This is a genomic window from Curtobacterium sp. Leaf154, assembly GCF_001424595.1.
Lineage (GTDB): Bacteria > Actinomycetota > Actinomycetes > Actinomycetales > Microbacteriaceae > Curtobacterium > Curtobacterium poinsettiae.
In genome coordinates this window covers 744,711-766,037 of sequence record NZ_LMOS01000004.1, presented here as the reverse complement: position 1 = coordinate 766,037, position 21,327 = coordinate 744,711, and the positions used below count along the sequence as shown (strand labels likewise).

Annotated in this window: 21 protein-coding genes and 1 tRNA gene; 6 read left to right on the top strand and 16 right to left on the bottom strand. The window is 71.0% G+C overall.

Features of this window, described 5'->3' with window-relative positions; genetic code table 11:
* Positions 1-84 precede the first annotated feature (84 nt).
* Positions 85-1,254, bottom strand: a complete 1,170-nt coding sequence (locus ASF75_RS10090) for a mechanosensitive ion channel family protein (RefSeq protein ID WP_056070955.1) — start codon at positions 1,252-1,254, stop codon at positions 85-87.
* A 138-nt stretch (positions 1,255-1,392) separates the two neighbouring features.
* On the opposite strand from ASF75_RS10090, the gene ASF75_RS10085 reads away from it, so the two are divergent.
* Together ASF75_RS10085 and ASF75_RS10080 are read left to right on the top strand one after the other, a co-directional pair.
* The gene (locus ASF75_RS10085; RefSeq protein WP_017888832.1) at positions 1,393-2,937 is read left to right on the top strand and encodes an amino acid permease; all 1,545 of its coding nucleotides are present in this window, start codon (positions 1,393-1,395) and stop codon (positions 2,935-2,937) included.
* A gap of 79 nt (positions 2,938-3,016) precedes the next feature.
* Complete coding sequence (locus ASF75_RS10080) at positions 3,017-3,316, top strand: hypothetical protein (RefSeq protein WP_042538775.1); 300 nt, start codon at positions 3,017-3,019, stop codon at positions 3,314-3,316.
* Positions 3,317-3,326: 10 nt separating this feature from the next.
* Here ASF75_RS10080 and ASF75_RS10075 read toward each other — a convergent pair whose 3' ends face one another.
* The 7 genes from ASF75_RS10075 to ASF75_RS10045 form a co-directional block, all read right to left on the bottom strand.
* Complete coding sequence (locus ASF75_RS10075; RefSeq protein WP_056070952.1) at positions 3,327-3,992, bottom strand: PepSY domain-containing protein; 666 nt, start codon at positions 3,990-3,992, stop codon at positions 3,327-3,329.
* A gap of 48 nt (positions 3,993-4,040) precedes the next feature.
* Entirely contained in the window at positions 4,041-5,462 is a 1,422-nt protein-coding gene (locus tag ASF75_RS10070; protein ID WP_056070951.1) for a sensor histidine kinase, read from the bottom strand.
* Positions 5,455-6,132, bottom strand: coding sequence for a response regulator transcription factor (locus ASF75_RS10065; protein WP_056070948.1), 678 nt, complete (start codon positions 6,130-6,132; stop codon positions 5,455-5,457). Before ASF75_RS10065 ends, ASF75_RS10070 begins: the two co-directional genes overlap by 8 nt.
* A gap of 149 nt (positions 6,133-6,281) precedes the next feature.
* Positions 6,282-6,494 carry an SCO4848 family membrane protein gene (locus ASF75_RS10060; RefSeq protein WP_056070944.1) on the bottom strand — a complete coding sequence of 71 codons (213 nt, stop codon included), beginning with the start codon at positions 6,492-6,494 and terminating at the stop codon, positions 6,282-6,284.
* 157 nt (positions 6,495-6,651) lie between these two features.
* Positions 6,652-7,578, bottom strand: a complete 927-nt coding sequence (locus tag ASF75_RS10055) for a hypothetical protein (protein WP_056070941.1) — start codon at positions 7,576-7,578, stop codon at positions 6,652-6,654.
* Positions 7,575-8,036 carry an ImmA/IrrE family metallo-endopeptidase gene (locus ASF75_RS10050; protein ID WP_042538780.1) on the bottom strand — a complete coding sequence of 154 codons (462 nt, stop codon included), beginning with the start codon at positions 8,034-8,036 and terminating at the stop codon, positions 7,575-7,577. The genes ASF75_RS10055 and ASF75_RS10050 overlap by 4 nt, the downstream gene beginning before the upstream one ends.
* On the bottom strand, positions 8,033-8,473 hold the full coding sequence (locus ASF75_RS10045; RefSeq protein WP_017888824.1) for a hypothetical protein: 441 nt from the start codon (positions 8,471-8,473) through the stop codon (positions 8,033-8,035). Before ASF75_RS10045 ends, ASF75_RS10050 begins: the two co-directional genes overlap by 4 nt.
* Before the next feature lie 100 nt (positions 8,474-8,573).
* Between ASF75_RS10045 and ASF75_RS10040 the strand changes: the two genes are divergently transcribed.
* A complete protein-coding gene (locus ASF75_RS10040; RefSeq protein ID WP_056071084.1) occupies positions 8,574-9,224 on the top strand; it encodes a YigZ family protein in 651 nt (216 codons plus the stop codon).
* Positions 9,225-9,362: 138 nt separating this feature from the next.
* Here ASF75_RS10040 and ASF75_RS10035 read toward each other — a convergent pair.
* Positions 9,363-9,435, bottom strand: a tRNA-Lys gene (locus ASF75_RS10035).
* Positions 9,436-9,530: 95 nt separating this feature from the next.
* On the opposite strand from ASF75_RS10035, the gene bcp reads away from it, so the two are divergent.
* A complete protein-coding gene (gene bcp / locus ASF75_RS10030) occupies positions 9,531-10,001 on the top strand; it encodes a thioredoxin-dependent thiol peroxidase (protein WP_017888822.1) in 471 nt (156 codons plus the stop codon).
* Between the two features lie 79 nt (positions 10,002-10,080).
* Here bcp and ASF75_RS10025 read toward each other — a convergent pair whose 3' ends face one another.
* Entirely contained in the window at positions 10,081-10,512 is a 432-nt protein-coding gene (locus tag ASF75_RS10025; protein WP_056070938.1) for a hypothetical protein, read from the bottom strand.
* A gap of 261 nt (positions 10,513-10,773) precedes the next feature.
* On the opposite strand from ASF75_RS10025, the gene ASF75_RS10020 reads away from it, so the two are divergent.
* Complete coding sequence (locus ASF75_RS10020; RefSeq protein ID WP_017888820.1) at positions 10,774-11,022, top strand: WhiB family transcriptional regulator; 249 nt, start codon at positions 10,774-10,776, stop codon at positions 11,020-11,022.
* 173 nt (positions 11,023-11,195) lie between these two features.
* Here the strand turns inward: ASF75_RS10020 and ASF75_RS10015 are convergent, their stop codons facing one another.
* Positions 11,196-12,698: a sensor histidine kinase gene (locus ASF75_RS10015; RefSeq protein ID WP_042538784.1), complete on the bottom strand. Its 1,503-nt coding sequence runs from the start codon at positions 12,696-12,698 to the stop codon at positions 11,196-11,198.
* Positions 12,699-12,816: 118 nt separating this feature from the next.
* Here ASF75_RS10015 and ASF75_RS10010 point away from each other — a divergent pair, with 118 nt between their 5' ends.
* A complete protein-coding gene (locus tag ASF75_RS10010) occupies positions 12,817-13,257 on the top strand; it encodes an Rv3235 family protein (RefSeq protein ID WP_052481754.1) in 441 nt (146 codons plus the stop codon).
* Between the two features lie 90 nt (positions 13,258-13,347).
* Here the strand turns inward: ASF75_RS10010 and secA are convergent, their stop codons facing one another.
* The 5 genes from secA to mtrB all read right to left on the bottom strand — a co-directional run bounded on the left by secA (position 13,348) and on the right by mtrB (position 21,324).
* The gene (gene secA, locus ASF75_RS10005; RefSeq protein ID WP_056070934.1) at positions 13,348-16,128 is read right to left on the bottom strand and encodes a preprotein translocase subunit SecA; all 2,781 of its coding nucleotides are present in this window, start codon (positions 16,126-16,128) and stop codon (positions 13,348-13,350) included.
* A gap of 171 nt (positions 16,129-16,299) precedes the next feature.
* Positions 16,300-17,016, bottom strand: a complete 717-nt coding sequence (gene hpf / locus ASF75_RS10000; protein ID WP_056070930.1) for a ribosome hibernation-promoting factor, HPF/YfiA family — start codon at positions 17,014-17,016, stop codon at positions 16,300-16,302.
* A 159-nt stretch (positions 17,017-17,175) separates the two neighbouring features.
* Complete coding sequence (locus ASF75_RS09995) at positions 17,176-17,838, bottom strand: ComF family protein (RefSeq protein WP_156463840.1); 663 nt, start codon at positions 17,836-17,838, stop codon at positions 17,176-17,178.
* A 97-nt stretch (positions 17,839-17,935) separates the two neighbouring features.
* Positions 17,936-19,618, bottom strand: a complete 1,683-nt coding sequence (locus ASF75_RS09990; RefSeq protein ID WP_052481756.1) for a GerMN domain-containing protein — start codon at positions 19,616-19,618, stop codon at positions 17,936-17,938.
* A complete protein-coding gene (gene mtrB / locus ASF75_RS09985) occupies positions 19,618-21,324 on the bottom strand; it encodes an MtrAB system histidine kinase MtrB (RefSeq protein WP_082509602.1) in 1,707 nt (568 codons plus the stop codon). Before mtrB ends, ASF75_RS09990 begins: the two co-directional genes overlap by 1 nt.
* Positions 21,325-21,327: the final 3 nt, after the last annotated feature.

Sequence of the window (21,327 nt, the reverse complement as noted above, 5' to 3'; positions counted from 1 at the left end):
AGCCTGCGAGGGAGGCGTGCCAGCTGGCACCGGGCCTCCCGTCCGTCTTCCGTGCCGTCCACGGCAACCGGTGCCGCAACCGGGTCAGCGCTCGGAATCCGGGATGCCGGAGGTCTGGATCGGTCCGGTGAAGAGCGCTCCGCGCTCGTCGTCGCCGAACAGCTGCGAGTCGCCCTCGGTCGCGCGACCGCGTCCGCGTCGGCGCAGGGCCGGTGCGGTCGGCTCGGTGAGCTGCACCCGCTGGACCGGCAGGGCATCCGGGTGGGTGCGCTGGATCCACTCGACCATCTCCTCGCGGACGTAGCAGCGCAGGTCGAACAGGCCGCCGGCGTCCGGCGCCGTCACGAGGATGCGGACGCGGACCAGTCCCCCGACGGCGTCGGTGACCTGGAGCACCTTGACCCGGCGGTCCCAGATCGTCGACGTCTCGAGGATCCGGTCGAGCTCGGCGCGCATGTCGGCCGGGCTCACCCGCCAGTCGAGGTCGAACTCGACGGCGCCGAGGAGCTCGCTGCCGGTCCGCGTCCAGTTCTCGAACGGGGTGCTCGTGAAGTACGTCGACGGCAGCACGAACCGCCGGTCGTCCCACAGGTGCACGACGACGTAGGTCAGCGTGATCTCCTCGATCCGCCCCCACTGCTGCTCGACCACGACGACGTCGTCCACCCGGATCGACCCGGAGAAGGCGAGCTGCATGCCGGCGAACACGTTGCCGAGTGTGGACTGCGCGGCGAGGCCCGCGACGACGGAGATGAGGCCGGCGCTGGCGAGCACGCTCGCGCCCGCCGCCTCGACCCCGTCGAAGGTCAGCAGGATCGCTCCGACGGCGATGATGACGAGCAGGGCGACCGTGAGCCGACGGATGATGAGCACCTGGGTGCGGATGCGGCGCGCCTGCCGGTTGTCGGGCACGTCGATGCGGAAGCGGTGCAGCCCGAGGTCCTCGAGGAAGATCGCGACGTGGCACGCGAGCCAGCAGCCGACCGCGATCGTGACGATGAGGAAGCCGTGCACGACCTCGTCCCGCCACGGGTAGGCGTCGGGGTCCCGCGGGATGCTCGAGGTGAACGCGATCCAGAGCAGCACCACCAGCAGCACGGTCCGGAACGGGTGCTTCGTCCGGCGAGAGAGCACGCCGGCCCAGCGTTCCCGGCGCGCGACCGCCCGCAGGACCAGGTGCAGGACGAGGGCGACGACGGCGGTGACGAGCAGGGCGAACCCGGTCGCGACGAGCAGTCGGAGGAGGATGTCCATCCCTCCATGCAAGCAATGGACGACGGCCGTCGTTCAGGATCGGGCCGCCGTCGGCTGTGCGGACGTTCAGCAGCTTCCGTTCGTCGGAACGGGGGTTTGCGTGACGGCCCGGTCCGGAGCGCATGTAGGTTGTCGCGCATGACAGCGCAGAACGACACGGGTGTGAACCGAGCGCCGGCGAACGACTTCTCGCACGAGCAGGAGGGCTACCAGCACGGTCTGAAGCCCCGGCAACTGCAGATGATCGCGATCGGCGGCGCGATCGGAACCGGGCTCTTCCTGGGTGCCGGCGCACGACTGCACACCGCGGGCCCCGCGCTCGCGCTGACGTACCTGGTCGCCGGCGTCTTCGCCTTCTTCATCCTGCGTGCACTCGGCGAGCTCGTGCTGCACCGGCCGTCCTCGGGGTCCTTCATCTCGTACGCCCGAGAGTTCTACGGCGAGAAGTTCGCGTACGCGGCCGGCTGGATGTACTTCCTGAACTGGGCGATGACCTCCATCGTCGACACCACCGCCGTCGCGATCTACCTGCAGTACTGGTCCGCCTTCACCGCGGCGCCGCAGTGGCTGCTCGCACTGATCGCCCTGATCGTCGTCCTCGCGGCGAACATGGTCGCCGTGAAGGTGTTCGGCGAGCTCGAGTTCTGGTTCGCCCTGATCAAGGTGGCCGCGCTGGTGGCGTTCCTGGTCGTCGCGATCGTCTGGCTCGTCTTCGCGTTCCCCGTCGAGGCCGGTGGCGAGGCCGTCCGGACCGGGTTCACGATCTGGGGTGACAACGGCGGGCTGTTCCCGAAGGGGCTGCTCCCCGCGGTGATCGTGATCCAGGGCGTCGTCTTCGCCTACGCCGCGATCGAACTCGTCGGCACGGCATCGGGTGAGACGCAGAACGCCGAGAAGGTCATCCCGCGTGCGATCAACTCCGTCGTCTTCCGCATCGCGGTGTTCTACGTCGGGTCGATCGTCCTGCTCTCCCTGCTGCTGCCGTACACCTCGTACAAGGACGGCGAGAGCCCGTTCGTGACGTTCTTCTCGTCGCTCGGCAACCCGCACGTCGGCGCGATCGTCGGCGGCATCATGAACTTCGTCGTGCTCACCGCCGCGTTGTCGTCGCTGAACGCGGGCCTGTACTCGACCGGCCGGGCGCTGCACTCGATGGGCATGAACGGGTCCGCGCCGAAGTGGACCACGAAGATGTCGAAGGGCGGTGTGCCGTACGCCGGCATCCTGCTCACGGCGGCCTTCACCGTCGCGGGTGTCGTGCTCAACTACTTCGTCCCGAAGCAGGCGTTCGAGATCGCGCTGAACATCGCCAGTCTCGGCATCATCACCGCGTGGGGCACGATCATCCTGTGCCAGATGCGGCTGCGCCAGTGGGCCAAGCAGGGTCTGGCGAAGGAACCCTCGTTCAAGCTGCCCGGCGCTCCGGTCACCGCCTGGCTGACCCTGGCGTTCCTCGCCTCGGTCATCGTCCTGATGGCGATCGACTACCCGGTCGGCACGTACACGATCGCGTCCCTCGTGGTCATCATCCCGCTGCTCATCGTCGGCTGGTTCCTGCAGCGCGACCGCATCCTGCGCATCGCCGCCCTGCGCGAGGGCGTCACGGGTCCGTACCCGATCGGCGTCCGCAACCCGGCTGCCCAGGTCCGCCGTGACGACGACCGGAACGGAGACGGGGTCTAGCACGCCCCGGTTGTCCCCGGAACGCAAGGCCGCACCGCGCGATCACGAACGGTCCGGCACCCGTCGCTACCATCAGCGGGTGCCGGACCGTTCTGTTTCCCCCACCCTCGACCTGCAGCTCAGCTGGCGGGGTGCGTTCGGACGCCTCCGGGTGTTCGCGGACCGGCTCGAGGCCGAGACCGACTACCAGCGCGAGGCACGCACGGTGGTGCCGATGGACGCCGTGCAGGGGTGGCGCCTCGGGCCGTGCGACGAGGACGCGGTCTGCGTCGAGTTCGTCGCGGAGCAGGAGACCTACCGGGTGCTGCTCGACACCCCGGACGAGCAGCTCGCTGCGCTGGCGATCCGGAAGGTGCTCGGGCCCCCGCTGGAGTCCTGAGGACGCAGGGTCAGTCGTCGGTGTCGACGCGGTCGGTGACGACGTCACCGGAGCCGGCGTCGATGCGCACGCTGTGCTTCGTGCCGGACGAGTCGAGCACGTCGCCCTCCCAGACCACCGTGCCGACGTGGTCGTCGAGCCCGAGCTCGGTGACGGTCCCGGCGTGCAGGTCCTGGAAGGCGTCGACGGCCTGCTTGACGCTCAGGTCGGCGGCTGCGACGAAGCGCTCGTGCTCGGCCGTGTCGTCCGCGTCGCCGGCTTCGGTCTGTGGGGTGCCCGCGACCGAGGTGCCGTCGGCGTTCGTGTGCACCTCGTGCTCGGTGCCGTCCTTCGTCACGACGAGGACCTCGTAGGCGGAGGCGCCCTGCTCCTGCTCGACCGAGATGACGGTGCCCGAGCCGACCTCGCCGCGTGCGGTGGCGACCGCTGCGAGCAGGGCCTTGTTCGAGCCGACCGCCGCCGCGCCGGGCGAGGACGAGCCGTCGCCGCTGCCGCTGCCGCTGCCGGCGGAGTCCGTGGCCGACGAGCCGACCGAGCCGGAGCCGGCCGAGCCCGTGTCGTCGTCGGAGTCGTCGCTGGCGCAACCGGTGAGGGCGAGAGCCGCCACGATCGGCAGGGCGGCGAACGCGGCGACGCGGCGGGCGGCGGGCTTCTGGTGCTGGGTGCGGAAGTTCATGTGACGAGCATCTCGTCGGGGTGCTGAAGCAGGCCTGAAGCGACCTGTTCAGCCGCCGAGTGCGATGCGGACGACGAACCGGGCGCCGCCGAGCGGCGACGCGACGACGGTCGCGTCACCACCGTGCGCACGCACGGCGTCCCGCACGATGGCGAGCCCGAGGCCCGCGCCGCCGGCATCGCGGCTGCGGGCCTCGTCGAGACGGACGAACCGCTCGAAGACGCGTTCCCGCTCGCCCTCGGGCACGCCGGCGCCGTCGTCGTCCACCGTGAGCACCGCCGACCCGTCGTGCTCGGTGAGCGAGACTGCGACGCGGGTGCTCGCGTGCCGGACGGCGTTGTCGACGAGGTTCCGGACCACTCCGGCCAGCACGCGCTCGTCGCCGAGGACCCGCGCCGCCGAGATCGCCGAACCGTCCACCCGGACCGCGCGCACGGCGCCGTCCGTCCCAGACTCGGACTCGGACTCGGACTCGGCCTCTGCCCCGGTCGTGGCCCGTGCTCGTGCGCGGGCCACGGCGTCGAGGGCGAGGTCGTCGAGGTCGACGGGGCGCCGTGCCCGGATCCCGCCCTCGTCGAGGCGGGAGAGCTCGAGGAGCCCGGCGACGAGGTCCTGCAGGCGCACCGCCTCGGACCTGACGACGTCGGCGAGGTCGGCCACGTCGGAGCGTTCCGGGTGGGCGACGGCGACCTCGGCGTGCTGCCGGATCGACGCGATCGGTGACCGGAGCTCGTGGGAGGCGTCGGAGACGAACCGCCGCTGGCTCTCCGCGGACCGATCGAGGCGGTCGAGCATCGCGTTCATCGTCGTCGCGAGCCGCGCGACCTCGTCACCGGTGTCCGGCACCTCGACCCGGGCGTCCGGGTGGGCGGCACGGATCGTCTCGACCTCGGTGCGCATCCGCTCCACGGGCCGCAGCGACCGCCCGGTGACGGCCCAGGTGACCGCCACCAGCAGCAGCACGAGCACGGGCACCCCGACGGCGAGGAGCGCGACGGCAGTGCGGACCGCGGTGTCGGCCTGGTCGAGCGAGGCGCCGTAGACGAGCGTCGCCTCGCCGCCGCCCGGCAGGTCCACGTCGTCCGCGACGAGCAGCCACCGTTCACCGTCGTGGGACCACCGGGACTCGTCGGCGGTGGGCAGGGCGTCGCCGTCGGCGTCCTCGCCGTGCGCCAGGACCGCTCCGCCGTCGCCGATCACCTGCACCAGGACGTCCTCGTAGTCGGTGACCGCGGACGCGCCGTCCGCCTCGACCCGGGAGGACACCTGCTCGAGCCCGGCCTCGGCCGAGGTGCGCACGCCGTCGAGCAGCACGAGCCGCAGCACGACGACGAACGCCACCGCGCCGATGACCAGGGCCGCGAGCACGACGAGCCCCGCGCCGAGGGTGGTCCGGGCGCGGACCGACCGGAAGCGCCGCGGTCGGGTCGGCGCGCCGGGACGCGTGCCCGGGCTCGACCCGTCAGCCACCGTCGGCCGCCAACCGGTACCCGGCGCCGCGGACCGTCTCGATCGCGGCACGCCCGAAGGGCCGGTCGAGCTTTCGACGGAGGTGCCCGACGTACACCTCGACGATGTTCGGGTCCCCCTCGAAGTCGACGTCCCAGACGTTCTCGATGACGTCCCGCTTCGACCGCACCTGCCCCGGGTGCCGTGCGAGGTACTCGAGCACGGCGAACTCGCGGCTGGTCAGCTCGACCGGGTTCCCGCCCCGGGCCACGGTGCGCGCCGCGGGGTCGACCACCAGGTCGCCGAGCGTCAGCACCGTGGGGCGCTCCCGGGCGCCGCGGCGGACGAGCGCCCGGAGCCGGGCGACGAGCACCGGGTGCGAGAACGGCTTCGTGACGTAGTCGTCGGCCCCCGCGTCGAGTGCCTCGACCTGGTCCCACTCGCCGTCCTTCGCGGTCAGCATCAGCACGGGGGTCCAGTCACCGTCGGCACGGAGCTGGACGCACACGGCCCAGCCGCTCAGGCCGGGCATCATCAGGTCGAGCACGATCGCGTCGTAGCGGAACTCCCGCGCGTGCCACAGGCCGTCCACGCCGTCGTTCGCGACGTCGACCGCCCACCCCTCGGCCTCGAGCCCGCGGCGCACCCCGTCGGCGAGCCGGACCTCGTCGTCGACCACCAGCACACGCATGGCACCGATCCTGCCGTGTCCCGCTGAAGCAGGGCTGAAGCGGGCCGCGATGGTGGCCAGGGGCGGACGGGAGGCCCGTGGCGGCACCGCCACGCGCCTCCTGTCCGGCGGTGGTCCGGACCAGGGCCGCGCGGCCCGCCTGCGCGGGCTCAGACCAGCAGCAGGATCCCCGCGATGACGGAGGCGACGGCGATGGCGAGCGCGACGAGCAGGAGCACGAGGTGCACCGTGTAGAACGTCGTCGGCTTGCCGGCGGCGTCACGGGCACGCGTGTCCGTCGCGACCCGCTGGAAGAAGCGCGGCCAGGTGATGACGTTGAACACGGCACCGAGGAACAGGACGACTGCGGCGAAGACGAGCACGGTCCGATCCTAGACAACCCACGACCGGGACGAGACCGGGCAGGTGGTGCTCGGCCGCCCCCAACGCGGCCGAGTCCCGACCCGGCGAGGCCACAGGATCTGTAGCACTTGCTACAGACTGTACACGGCATGCCCCACAGCGTCGAGCACCGAACGGCTACGCCGTCTCGAGGGCGGCCTCGGCATCGGCGAGGACGGCACGCTCCGACTCGGTCAGGGACGCCCCTGCACCGCGGACCCCGTCGTTGATCTCGACGATGCGGCGGCTGAGGAGCGTCGCGGGGTCGTCGGTCGGCGGGTAGGCGTTGTCCACCCCGAGCCGCTCGTGCAGGGGCGCCAGACGCTGCAGCGCTGCGTCCACCCTGCGGGCACGGCGTCGGCGCGAGATCCGGTGCCCGAACACGAGCAGGAGCATCCCGGACGCCACGCACAGCACCGCTCCCGGCGTGGTGACGTCGTAGGGCAGCGAGAGCGCGTGCGTGACCTGCAGGTCGCCGGCGACGTGGGCGACGTCCATCACGACGACCACGACCATGCGGACGACCCCGAGCACTCCGCCGAGGATCAGGACCCACAACCCCACCAGGTCCGTGGTCGTCCGGGCCTCGCGCAGGCGCAGCACGCAGATGAACCCCGTCGCGCCGAGTGCCACACCGAGGTAGACGGTCTGCGCGATCGAGTAGACCGTGGCCGCCGGGTGCGAACCGGCGTCGAGCATGAAGGTCGTCGTGGTCGCGGGCTTGTCGAGCACGGTGAACGCGACGAGGACCACCACGACCACCACCACGAAGGACACCAGGACCGCGTTCCGGAGCCAGGGTCGTGCCGCCCCGACCGCCTTCGCCACGCCCCACAGCAGCGTGCTCGTGCCGGCCACCATGAGGCAGTCGCTGATCACGGTCACGACGTTGAACCCACCGAGCCGCGGATCGAGCCAGCGGTACAGCGGGTCGACGTTCGTGACGATGGTGGCGGCGAAGAGCAGGAACGTGAACGCGAGGGTGCGGTCCTGCCCGCGCTGCAGGACCAGCAGCACGATCGTCCCGACGAGGAGCAGCACCGCCTGGACGACGGCGATGATCACCCGAAGACCCCGCGGAAGGCACTCGGGCGGCCGCGGTGCTGGCGGATCACGGTGGCCAGGCGGTCGGCGAAGACCTCGGCCTCGTGCTCGTACGTGTTCGAGAACAGCCCACGGGCCAGCGCCCGTTCGACCTTGTACTCGGGCAGGTCGGGGATGACGTCGCGGATGTACGCGCTCTGCGGGGCGTGTTCCTGGTGCCGGTGCAGGACGTGGCCGAGCTCGTGGCCGATGACGAACGACCGGAAGGTCGGCGACGCGGTCGGCGAGATCATCACGAGGTGCGCGTGCTCGAGCGTGGCCACGAAGCCGCAGACGGGCTCGGCAGCTAGGAACGACTCCTCGCGCACCACGATCGACTTGCCGACGACGTCAGCCGCGGCGGCGACGGCCTGGTCGACGTCCGACCAGCCCTCTGCCGCACCACGAGCCCAGAACGCGTCGACGAGCGCGTCGGTCATGCGACGCTCCCCCGCTGCGATTCCTCCTCGAGCACCTCGGCGATGCGTCGGAGCGCGTCGGGCGACAGTTCGCCGGGGAAGGTCCGCGCCGCGAAGCCGCTCACGCGGGCGGACCGCAGGGACCGGACGAGGGCGAGCTGGGCGCCGATGCGTTCCGGTACCTCGCTGTCCTCGAGCAGGAAGCGTTCGTCGACCTCGAAGAACCCGGCCAGCAGGCGCAGGAGCTCGGTGTCGCGGTTGCGGCGGCCGTCGCCGGAGAGCATGTAGGTCCACTTGGCCCGGGACAGGGAGCCGCCGTGGGCCGCGACGTATTCTTCGATCGAGGCGAACGGCACCGGGGCACCGCGCTGGGACTCCTCGAAGTCGAGGAGCAGGTTGAGGCGGCGCGCGAGCTCGGCGGCGTCGAGCGCCCCGCCCTTCAGATCACCCGTGTCCATCTCGGACTCCTCCCCAGCCGTGTCCGCGCGGGGTGTCGGTCCGGCGCGTGGACGCCATGCTAGCGCGGACACCCGACACCGCGCCGTTACCCTCGTGGGCATGCCCCGCCGCTTCCCCGCCACCGTCGCGGCACGCGTCGAGCACGAGATCGTCATCACGAAGTCGCGCTTCATCACCACCGTGGCGCCCGTGTCCGGCGTCGAGGACGCCGACCGCGTGATCGCCGAGGTCCGCCGACGGTACTGGGACGCCCGGCACAACTGCACGGCGATGGTCACGGGCGTGCTCGGCGACCAGGCCCGCTCCTCGGACGACGGGGAACCCTCGGGCACGGCCGGCGTCCCGATGCTCGAGGTCCTGCGCCGTCGCGACCTGACCGACGTGGTCGTGGTCGTCACGCGCTACTTCGGCGGGGTGAAGCTCGGCGCGGGCGGGCTCGTCCGGGCCTACTCGACCTCGGTCTCCGAAGCGCTCGACACCGCCGTGCCCGTTCGTCGCGAGGCCCTGACGCAGGTGCGCTTCGACGTCGACCACGCCGATGCCGGGCGGCTCGACAACGTGCTGCGCGACTGGGTCCGGCACCACCACGCGACGCTCGGCCCGACCGAGTACGGGCAGGCGGCGACCTTCGAGGTGTGGGTCCCCCACGACGCGCTCGGGGCGCTGACCGCCGACCTCGCCGCGGCGTCGGCCGGCGCGCTCGAACCCGTCGTCGGCGAGGAACGGATCGTTAACGTCCCCACCGGCTGACGTCCGGTCAGACCGATGTCCGGTCCGGACTGACTTCTGCACTCCGACGCACCTCGGGCGTGTCCAGGTGCCGGAGCGCGAGGACCCCTGGAACGCACGAACGCCCCGACTCGATGAGCCGGGGCGTTCGTCCTGCGGTGCACCCCCTCGGACTTGAACCGAGAACCCACTGATTAAGAGTCAGTTGCTCTGCCAATTGAGCTAGAGGTGCATGTTCCGGCTTCCGTGCCGCAACGGGAATCAACAATAGCATGGGTTTCGCGCGCCCACGACCACTCGCGGGCGCACGACGCGAACAGGAGCACCATGACCGACCGTCTCGTCCCAGGCGACACCGCCCCCGACTTCACGCTGCCCGACCAGGACGGCGTCCAGCACTCCCTGGCCGCCCTGCGCGGCAAGAAGGTCATCGTGTACTTCTACCCGGCGGCCTCCACCCCGGGCTGCACCACCGAGGCCTGTGACTTCCGCGACAACATGTCCTCGCTGCAGGCCGCCGGCTACGAGGTGCTCGGCGTCTCGAAGGACGACCAGGCGAAGCTCAAGACGTTCCAGCACGAGCAGGCGCTGACCTTCCCGCTGCTGAGCGACCCCGACCTCGCCGTGCACAAGGCGTACGCAGCCTGGGGCGAGAAGAACAACTACGGCAAGATCGTCACCGGCACGATCCGCTCCACGATCGTGGTCGGCGAGGACGGCGCCGTGCAGCTGCCGCTCTACAACGTCAAGGCCACCGGGCACGTGGCGAGCCTGCGGAAGAAGCTCGGCCTGGTCTGAGAGCCGGCCACGCACCGGAGGCCCGGTGCCGGTTCCGAGAACCGGCACCGGGCCTCCTGTGTGTGGCGGACCAGACCGTCTACTCGACCGGGCGCGCGAGCGCGGCCGTCACCGACCGCGACAGCACCAGCGTGATGCCGAGCAGGGCCGGGATGAGCAGCACCCAGCCGACCGCGGCGACCCGGAAGACGCCCTGGAACGCCCCGATCGCGATGGCGCCCTGCAGGACCTGCCAGACGATGATGCCCGAGCGCACCCACGACCGGCCGTGCCACAGGCCGTTCAGCAGCGCACCGAGCCAGAGCGCAGCGATGGCGACGAGGACGGTGAGGGCGATGCCCGACGCGATGCTCGTGGCCGGCGCGACGAGCAGTTCGACGATCAGCACGACGGTCACGACCACCAGTGCGAGGAACTCGAGGCCGACCACGACGAGCAACCCCAGCATCGCTGGCGACCGACGCGCGACGGGGGCGGAGGGTTCGGTGTCGTTCGGGGTGTCGTCGTGCACAGTGATCCTCCAGCATCGGAACCCTTGATTTGGCCCTACCAGTATGGAACGATATTGGAGGTCGTTTGGACGGCACGATGTGGTGTGCGTCTCCCGTGGTTCATCGCTCCTCCCCCGAGCGTCTCGCGGGCGTCAGATTCGCTTCATGCGGACTCCTCCCCACAGTTGTCCCCTCCATGCCTCATGCATGGTCAGCGTTCCGATCCCCCGAACCACGGCCCCGGCCTGCCGTTCGAGCATCGACATCAAGGAGCACCACACATGGACTGGCGTGACAAGGCTGCCTGCCTCACCGCAGACCCCGAGCTCTTCTTCCCCGTCGGGAACACCGGGCCCGCCGTCGACCAGATCGAGAAGGCCAAGTCGGTCTGTGCGCGTTGCACGGTCACCGAGATGTGCCTGCAGTACGCACTCGAGAACAACCAGGACTCGGGTGTCTGGGGTGGTCTCAGCGAGGACGAGCGTCGTGCGCTGAAGCGTCGCGCCGCTCGCGCCCGCCGCGCGTCCTGACCCCGGTCGTCTGACACCACGACGCCCGTCGTCCCTTCGGGGACGGCGGGCGTCGTCGTGCGCGCGGGGATCGGCATGCGCGGGGGTCGTCATGCAAAACACCGGTGTTCACGCATCGAACACCCGGACACGGGTGTTCGACCGGTGAACACCGGTGTTGTGCGGCGCCCGGACTACGCCGCGGGGGCGGTCAGCCAGCGGAACGGGATGCTGATCGTCACCTCGGTGCCGCTGCCCGTCAGCGTGTGCCAGTCGATGGTGCCGCCGAGCTCACCCTGGATGAGCGTGCGGACGATCTGCGTCCCGAGGCCCGACCCGACCTTGCCCTCGGGGAGCCCGACGCCGTTGTCGCGGACCTCGATCTCCAGGTGGTCGTCGAAACGGCGGGCGACGATCTCGACCTCGCCGTCGCGGCCGTCCAGCCCGTGCTCGACGGCGTTCGTCACGAGTTCGGTGAGGCCGAGGGCGAGCGGCGTCGCGGCCTCGGAGGGCAGCACCCCGAACTCACCGGTCTTCTTCGGGTGCACGGTCGTGTTGTGCGACGCGGCGACCTCGGTGACCAGCTTGAGGACCGAGTCGAACACCTCGTCGAAGTCCACCGTCTGGCTGAGGCCGCTCGACAGCGTGTCGTGCACGACGGCGATGGCGGCGACACGGCGCATGGCGTTCTGCAGCGAGGTCCGCGCTTCGTCCGAGTGTGTGCGTCGTGCCTGGATCCGCAGCAGGGAGGCGACGGTCTGCAGGTTGTTCTTCACGCGGTGGTGGATCTCGCGGATCGTGGCGTCCTTGGTGATGAGCTCGCGCTCCTGGTGCCGCAGCTCGGACACGTCGCGGCACAGCACGATGGCACCGATGCGCTCACCGTGGTCGCGGAGCGGGATCGAGCGGAGCGACACTGTGACCCCCTTCGACTCGATGTCGGCCCGCCACGGCGCCCGGCCGGTGACCACGAGCGGCAGGGACTCGTCGACGTCGAGCTGGGCGCCGATGAGCTCGGTGGTGACCTCGGCGAGGGACTTCCGCTCGAGTTCCCCCTCGAAGCCCATCCGGTTGAAGGCGCTCAGGCCGTTCGGGCTCGCGAACGTCACGGTGCCGGCGGTGTCCAGGCGCAGCAGGCCGTCGCTGGCGCGGGGCGCCCCACGGCGGGGGCCCGCCGGTGCGCCGAGGTCGGGGAAGTCACCGGTCGCGATCATGCCGAACAGGTCGTTCGCGCTCGCGGTGAAGTTGAGCTCCTGGCGGCTCGGGGTCCGCATCTCGTCCTGGTTGGAGTGCCGGGTCACGACGGCGATCGGCCGTTCGGTGGTCTCGGCGCTCTTCGGGCTCAGGCGGCGGAGCACCGGGATCGCGCGGACGCGGGTCGGGGTGTCCTCGTACCAGTCCGGCTCGGCGGAGTCGACGACGCGGGAACCAGCGAAGCTCTCGGTCACCTGGCCGCGCCACTCCTCGCGGATCTCCTGCCCGACGATGTCCCGGTAGAACAGCGTCGCCGCGGAGCTCGGGCGGGCGTGCGCGACGGCCACGAACGAGCCGTCCTCGGCGGTCGGGACCCAGAGCACCATGTCGGCGAAGGACAGGTCGGCGAGGAGCTGCCAGTCCCCCACGAGCAGGTGGAGCCACTCCACGTCTGCTTCCGAGGAACGGCCTTGCGCGAGGACGAGGTCACTGAGGGTCGACACCCAGCCAGTCTAGGTCCGCCGCCTTGTGGAGAACGTCGCCCTCTCCACAGGGGAGACAGCGTTGTATTTCGTATGTCGTACGCCCCATACGCTCGCTCCAACGACGGAAGGGGCAGGGGTGGCAGAGCAGGCACGCCGCATCGATCACGAGACGACGGCGGTGCACCCACCGCCCCTGCGGATCGTGGAACCGGCACCGGAACCAGCCGCGGCGTCCGGTCCCCCGGAGCCCGAGTCGACCGCTCGGGCGCTCGGGCTCTGCGTCGCCGAGGTGCTCACCGGGGCACGCGAGGTCGACAGCATCGCCCGGTGGATCAGCGACGACGTGCAGCGCCACCTGCAGCAGCGGGCCGCGGTGGCGGCGCACGCCCGGGGATCCGGCCAGCGGGCCCGAGGGCGCCCGGTGCTCCGGGTCGGCAGCGTCCGGGTCTGCCGCCCCGCGGACGGCGTCGCAGAGGCAACGGTCATCGTGCACACGCGCAGCCACGCGCGAGCGGTCGCGATGCGCCTCGAGACGCGGCACGGTCGGTGGCAGGCGACCGCCATCGGCGTCCTTTAGGCGCGCCCGCTGCCGACCTGGAGGCCCGTGGCGGCGCCGCCACGGGCCTCCGATCCGGCAGGCGGCACGCATGCGCTCGCGCGCGGGACGCTAGTTCTTCTTGGTGGCCTGTCGACGCTCGGCGCGGTTGCTCGCCGCAGCCTGACCGGAGGCCGTGGCCGCGTTGCCGAACGCGGAGCCCTGCTCCGGCTCGGCAGCCGCTTCGGCCTCGGCCTGGGCGCGCTGCGCACGAGCGGTGGCGGCCTGCTCGAGGCGCCCCTTCTCGTCGCGGACCTCGACCTCGCCGTCGATGGACGGTGCCGAGTACTCGAGGCCGGAGACCTCGTCCTCGCCGAGCCCCTTGGCCTCGATGACCGCGTTCTCGCCGTCGGACTGCACCTGGACCTCGAGGTTGAACAGGTAGCCGACGGACTCTTCGCGGATCTGCCCCATCATCGTCTGGAACAGTGCGTAGCCCTCGCGCTGGTACTCGACCAGCGGGTCACGCTGCGCCATCGCGCGGAGGCCGATGCCGTCCTTCAGGTAGTCCATCTCGTACAGGTGGTCGCGCCAGCGGCGGTCGATCACCGAGAGCACCACACGACGCTCGAGCTCGCGCATCGCCTCGTCGCCGAGGAGTTCTTCACGCTGCTGGTAGGCCAGCTTGGCGTCGGAGAGGATCTCGCGGGCCAGGAAGTCACGCGACGCCTTGCCCTTCGAGCCGGCCTCGGTGATGACCTCGTCGATGGAGATCGAGATCGGGTAGAGGGTGCCGAGCTCGGTCCACATGGCGTCGAGGTCCCAGTCGTCCGGGGAGCCTTCGCCCGTGTGGGTGTCGATGACGTCGTCGATGACCGCCTTGAGGAAGGCCTGCGCGCGGTCGTGCAGGTCGTCGCCCTCGAGGATGTGGCGGCGGTCGCTGTAGATCGCCTCACGCTGACGGTTCAGGACGTCGTCGTACTTCAGGACGTTCTTGCGGATCTCGGCGTTGCGGCCCTCGACCTGAGACTGGGCGGACCGGATCGCGCGGCCGACGAGCTTGTTCTCGATCGCCAGGTCGTCCGGGACGTTCGAGCGGCCCATCAGGCTCTCGGCGGCACCGGAGTTGAACAGGCGCATCAGGTCGTCGGTCAGCGACAGGTAGAAGCGGCTCTCGCCCGGGTCACCCTGGCGGCCGGAACGACCACGCAGCTGGTTGTCGATGCGTCGCGACTCGTGGCGCTCGGTGCCGAGCACGTACAGGCCGCCGACTGCGCGGACCTTGTCGCCCTCTTCCTCGACCTCGGCCTTGACGCGGGCGAACACGTCGTCCCACGCGGCTTCGTACTCGTCGGGGGTCTCGGTCGGCGACAGGCCCTTGGCGTGCATCTCCTGCACGGCGAGGAACTCCGCGTTGCCACCGAGCATGATGTCGGTACCACGACCGGCCATGTTCGTCGCGACGGTCACAGCGCCGAAGCGACCGGCCTGGGCGACGATCGCGGCTTCACGGGCGTGGTTCTTCGCGTTGAGGACCTCGTGCTTCACACCCTGCTTGGCGAGGAGCTTCGACAGGTACTCGGACTTCTCGACGCTCGTGGTACCGACGAGGACGGGCTGGCCCTTCTCGTGACGCTCCGCGATGTCCTCGGCGACCTGCTCGAACTTCGACTTCTCGTTCTTGTAGACGAGGTCCGTCTGGTCGATGCGCTGCATCGGCTTGTTCGTCGGGATGGCGACGACGCCGAGCTTGTAGGTCGACATGAACTCGGCCGCCTCGGTCTCGGCGGTACCGGTCATGCCGGAGAGCTTCTGGTACAGGCGGAAGTAGTTCTGCAGCGTGACGGTGGCGAGGGTCTGGTTCTCGGCCTTGACCTCGACGCCTTCCTTGGCCTCGATCGCCTGGTGGATGCCCTCGTTGTAGCGGCGGCCCATCAGGATGCGGCCGGTGTGCTCGTCGACGATGAGCACCTCGCCGTTCATCACGACGTAGTCCTTGTCCTTCTTGAACAGGGCGACGGCCTTGATGGAGTTGTTCAGGAACGAGATGAGCGGGGTGTTCGCCGACTCGTACAGGTTGTCGATGCCGAGGTAGTCCTCGACCTTCTCGATGCCGGGCTCGAGGACGCCGACGGTGCGCTTCTTCTCGTCGACCTCGTAGTCCTCGCCCGGGGTCAGGCGCGTGGCGATCGAGGCGAACTCGGTGAACCACCGGTTGGCCTCGCCCGACGACGGACCGGAGATGATGAGCGGCGTCCGGGCCTCGTCGATGAGGATCGAGTCGACCTCGTCCACGACGGCGAAGAAGTGGCCGCGCTGCACCATGTCGGAGGCCTGCCACGCCATGTTGTCGCGCAGGTAGTCGAAGCCGAACTCGTTGTTCGTGCCGTAGGTGATGTCGGCGGCGTACTGCTCGCGACGCTCGGGCGGGCTCTGGTTCGCGATGATGCAGCCGGTGGTCATGCCGAGCGCGCGGAAGACGCGGCCCATGATCTCGGACTGGTACGAGGCCAGGTAGTCGTTGACCGTGATGACGTGCACGCCGCGCGACGGGATCGCGTTGAGGTACGCGGCGGTCGTCGCGACGAGGGTCTTGCCCTCACCGGTCTTCATCTCGGCGATGTTGCCGAGGTGCAGGGCCGCGCCACCCATGAGCTGCACGTCGAAGTGCCGCATGCCCAGGGTGCGCTTCGCGGCTTCACGCACGGCGGCGAACGCCTCGGGCAGGAGGTCGTCGAGGGTCTCGCCGTTGGCGTACCGCTCGCGCAGCTCCTTGGTCTCGTCGTGGAGTTCCTCGTCGGTGAGGCTCGAGAAGTCGTCCTCGAGGTCGTTGATGGCCGAGGCGTACGCCTTCAGCCGACGGAGGGTTCGTCCTTCGCCGATGCGGAGGACCTTCTCCAGCACGTTTGCCACGTGAACTCCTTACGGGGTCGTCGCGCGCGACCTGCACGCCCGATCGACCAGTCATGCTAGCAACCCGCGAACGCTCGGCGCTGTGAGCGCCGCGGCTGTCGCGGACACGGGTGTGCGCGGCCCGCGAACGGACCGCGCACACGGAGCGGAACCGGAGGCTCCGCGAGGACCTCAGGCGATCGCCGCTGCGCGCTCCGCGTCGGAGTCCGCCGTGGCCGAGGCCTGCGCCTGGCCGGCGGGCACCTCGTCGATCCCGATCACGCCGTAGTCCCAGCCCTTGCGTCGGTAGACGACGCTCGGACGACGGGTCTCCGCGTCGAGGAACAGGTAGAAGTCGTGCCCGACGAGTTCCATGTAGTACAGGGCGTCGTCGACCGTCATCGGGGCGGCCTCGAACACCTTGTGCCGGATGACGACCGGGCTGTAGACCTCGTTCTCGTCCTCGTTCGTCTCGTCGTCGACGACCGGGACGGCACCGGTCGCGACCTCCTCGATGAGCTTGCCGTCGGCGGGGACGACACCCATGCCGTCGAACGCATTGCCGGCGGCCTCGGCGACCGAGGTGGGACGGTGGCGGCCGTGGTGCACCTTGCGGCGGTCACGCGCCCGACGGAGGCGCTCCATGATCCGTGCGAAGGCGAGGTCGAAGGCGGCGTACTTGTCCGACGCCGCGGACTCGGCCCGCACGAGCGGCCCCGGCCCGATCAGCGTGAGCTCCACGCGGTCCTCGCCCTGGCTGCCGCTCGACTTCTCGTGGTGGCGGCTGATGCGCACCTCGAAGGCGAGGGCGCGGTCGGCGAGCACGTCGATCTTCTCGGACTTCTGCTCGACGTAGGTGCGGAAACGGTCGGTGACCCCGACGTTCCGGCCCGTGATCGTCACGTCCATGTGGCGGCTCCCATCCAGTGTCGGCGCGTCGCCTCCGTCCGGCGACCCGAACGCCTTGCCGCGAGGCTAGACCCGGCGCACCCTCGGCGTCACGGGGCGTCGGCGAGTCTGTCGGACACTCACCGGACGCACAGTGGACACCGGGTGTTCACGGAGCCGTCAGTCGTCGACGCTCGCCAGGGCGACGCAGCGCACCACCCGACCACCCGCCGACCGCACGGCGCGGACACCCTCGGCCATCGTCACGCCGGTCGTGACGACGTCGTCGACGAGTACCACGTGGCGGCCGGCGACCCCGACCGCGCGCAGGGTGCCGACGGTGGCGGCGACCCGCTCCACCGCCGATCGTTCCTTCTGCCCGGGCCCCGCACCCCGGCGTCCGGCCCGGGTCCGGACGAGCCGCCCCGTCCGCCGGACACCGCCGCGGGCGAGCAGGAGCACCACCGGGTCGAACCCGCGGCGCCGGGCACCCGCACGGGACGGCGGGACGCGGAGCACCACGGTGCCGTCCGGTGCCGCGGCGAGCGCCGTCCGGACGAGTGCACCGAACCGGCCACCGAGCGGACGGGCGACGTCGACCCGGCCGCGCAGCTTCAGCTCGAGGACCAGGGTGCGGACCAGCCCCTCGTACTCGAAGGCGGCGTCGAGCCGGACGCCGGCGACGAGCCGGACGCGCCCGGGGCGTGCGTCGAGCGCCGCGCGGCACGGCGGGCAGAGTGCGCGGTCCGGGCGGCCGCAGCCCAGGCAGGCGACGGGGAGGAACAGTCCGAGCACGGCGAGCAGGGCGTCACGCCACGGGGTGGGGGCGTCGTCAGGGGGCACGACCACGATCGTGGCGGTGACCGGACGACGGCGGTGGGCCGGTGGGCCGGGCTGTGGACGGGCCTCCAGGCCGGGTGCGGTGTGGAGGAGGGTGCCGTCAGCGCTGGACGCCGAGCACGTCGGCGGTGACGCCCGTCGTGTCCCAGCCACCACCGGTGGACTGCAGGACGTCACCGCTCGACATCCGGAGCAGCAGCGCCCCGCCGCTGCCCCCGCTGATCGCGGTCGCGCGGCCGTCGGGCTTCGGCAGGGTGCTCGACTTGCCGCCGATGGTCGTGCGCACGATGTTCGGGCCGCTGGTGGTCTGTCCGACCGAGGCGACGTCGGTGTCGTTCACCCACGTGGCGTCGACGGCGGTGCCGCTGGCGGCCTGCACCCGGACGGGAGCGCCGAACGAGCTGGGTGACCGGTCGGACCCGCGGATGATCGCCATCACGTACAGGCCGGGTCCGTCGGCGGTCTCGATGAGCGCGAGCGCCCTGGTGGAGTCGCGGGACACCTGGAACGACACGAGGTCGCCGCGCGGCAGGGTGGTGCGGACCTCGTGCGGGTCGCCGCCGAGGCCGTACGCGGTGATGCGGCGGGTGTCAGACTGTTCTCCGACCCACACGAAGCCGAGGTCGTCGACGGCGGGGGCGACGAGGTCCTCGCGCGCGTCGACGCGCAGGCGGTCCTTGCCGCGCACGACGACGGCGCCGTCCCGGTTGCCGACGGCCGCGGTGGTGCCGGATGCCGACAGGGCGATCGAGGTCGGGTCGAGGCCGGCGATCGCCGCACCGACGCCGCTGCCGAGTTCGGCGACCTTGCCGGTGCCCGAGGCTGCGTAGCCGACGACGCCGTCGTGTTCGACCAGCGGTCTGGGGTCGACGTCGGGGTTCTGCTGGGCGTCCGCTCCCCCGGAGTCCGGCACCGACAGCGTCGCGCCCTCGATCGTCATCGACACCGACGAGATGGTGGCGACCGAGGCGAGGGACTTGCTGAGCTGTTCGCGCATCCGGACCTTGTCGATGGTGCTCGCGCCCAGGGCGTCCCTCGACAGGTCGACGAGGGCCGTGCCGCTGTCGATCGTCACCGCGTTCAGGGACAGCTGGGTGCCCTCCGGGAACGACGAGACGACGGCCCCCTTCAGCCAGTCGGCGGGACCGGCGAGCAGGGCGCTGGCGATGCGGGTGCTGGTGGAGGACCGGGCGAGGAACCAGCGCTGGTCGGGCACGAGGAAGCGGTAGGTGGGGTCGTAGAAGTACAGCGCGTGCGGCTGGAACACCGACTCGAAGCTGACCGGTGACAGGATGATGCCGTCCGGGGCGTAGGCGATGCGCCACTCGCCGTCCTCGCGGACGAACTGGAACGTCAGCGTCGACGAGGTGGGGCGGACGGCCTGGGTGTACTCCCCCTCGGCGTCCACGGTGGCGCTGGCCGTCATCGTGTACGTGAGCTCACGGTCGTCGGCGCGCTCGACGGTGCCGCTGCCGTCGCGGATCGTGACGCCCTGCCGCGGGTTCCACCGCTGGGCGAAGTCGTCCGCCAGGAACTGCCGGGCGATCGCGTAGTTGTCCTGGGCGCCGGTGGCCGCGGCGATGAACCCGCGGAGGATGGCCGTCTGGTCGGATCCGGTGATCGGCTTGTCCGGCCGGAAGTCGACGCCCGAGAGCGACTCGTCCTTGATGGTCTGCCCGGTGCGCACGGCGCCGTCGGTGGGGATCGCTGCGCAGGCGGTGACCGCGAACAGGCTGACCGCGGCGAGCGCGACGGCGAGGACGTGGCGGATCCGGTGGCGCATCAGGACTCCTCTCGCACGGCGCGGGGGCCGTCGTACGACTCGTCGAGTTCGGGCAGCGGGATGGCCGAGGTGGCGGTCGTCCCCTGTTCGTTGCGGGGCAGGGTCAGCACGAACGTCGACCCTTCGCCCGGCCGGGACCACACGTCGATGCGGCCACCGTGGAGCTTGGCGTCGCCGAGGCTGATCGCGAGACCGAGCCCGGTGCCGCCGATGGTGCGCTTGCGGCTCGGGTCGGCGCGCCAGAAACGGTCGAACACCCGTCCGGCGTCCTCCGGCGGCATGCCGACCCCCTGGTCACGGACGGCGATGGCGACGGTGCGCGCATCGCTGTCGACGACGACCTGCACGGGCTTGGCGTCGCCGTGCTCGATCGCGTTGCCGACCAGGTTGCGGAGGATCCGGCGGACGCGCTTGGCGTCGAGCCGCATGGTCGTGTGGCCGCCGGGCGTGGCGAGCTGCAGGTCGATGCCGGCGCGTTCGGCCAGCGGACGGAACTCGTCGACGATGTCCGCGGCGATGGACGCCGGCACGACGGGCGCGGTGTCGAGCTGGACCGCCTGGGCGTCGTAGCGGGAGATCTCGAGCAGGTCGGCGAGGAGCAGTTCGAAGCGCTCCACCTGGGCGTGCAGGAGCTCGGCGGACCGACCGACTGACGGTTCGAACGCGTGCCGGGAGTCGTAGAGCATGTCGCCGGCGAGCCGGATCGTGGTGAGCGGGGTGCGGAGCTCGTGCGAGACGTCGGAGACGAACCGCTGCTGCACGCGCGAGAGCTCGGCGAGCTGGGTGATCTGGCGGCTGACCGCCTCGGCCATGCCGTTGAAGCTCCGCGCCAGGGTCGCCAGGTCGTCCTGGCCGCGCACCGGGATGCGTTCGTCGAGGCGACCAGCGGCGATCTTCCGGCTCGTCTCGGCGGCACCGCGGATCGGCACGACGACGAGCCGGACGACGAGCGAGGTGACCAGGGCGATGAGCACCATGAGCGCCACACCGCCGATGGACAGCGTCTGGGACACGAAGTCCAGGGTCTGCTGCGCGTCCGAGAGGTCGTAGACCAGGTAGAGCTCGTACTGCCCGGCGCTCGGGATCTGCAGGGTTGACCCGACGGCGAGCCCCGGAACGCGGCGCCCGTCGTCGTCGAGCTGGACGGGCTGCAGGCTGAGCCGACCGGTGTTCTGCCCCACTTCCTTCCGCAGGTCGTCGGTGATCACCGCGTCCGGGAAGTCCTGGCTGGCGATGGTCTGCAGCGTCTGCGGGGTGGACTGGCCCGGGCTCCGCTCGATCGCGATGCTCGTCCCGCCGGGGCTCGTCGTGTTCGACAGGATCGCCTGCTGCGCCTCGTTCTGCAGGGTCTCGAGCTCGGACTGGTTGTTGTCCTCGGCCGCGGTCGCCGCGTCGAAGATCCCCTGGGCGACGATGGTGGCCCGGGCCGACTCCGACTCGATCTGGTCACGGCGCTGCGAGTAGACGTTCGTCGAGATGCTCACCATGACCGCGGTGCCGATGATCCCCACCGCGAGCCCCGTCGTCATCACGGTGATGGCGACCGAGCGGAACATGAGCGAGCGCCGCCACAGGTACGCGATCGGGCGCCAGCCCCGTCGGAGCCAGCGCCGCATCCGGCGACGGCCACGGTCGACGACACCGATCGAGACCGTGGCGCCGCTGACACCGCGGGCCGGGCCCGACGGGCGCGTCGAGGGCGACACGGT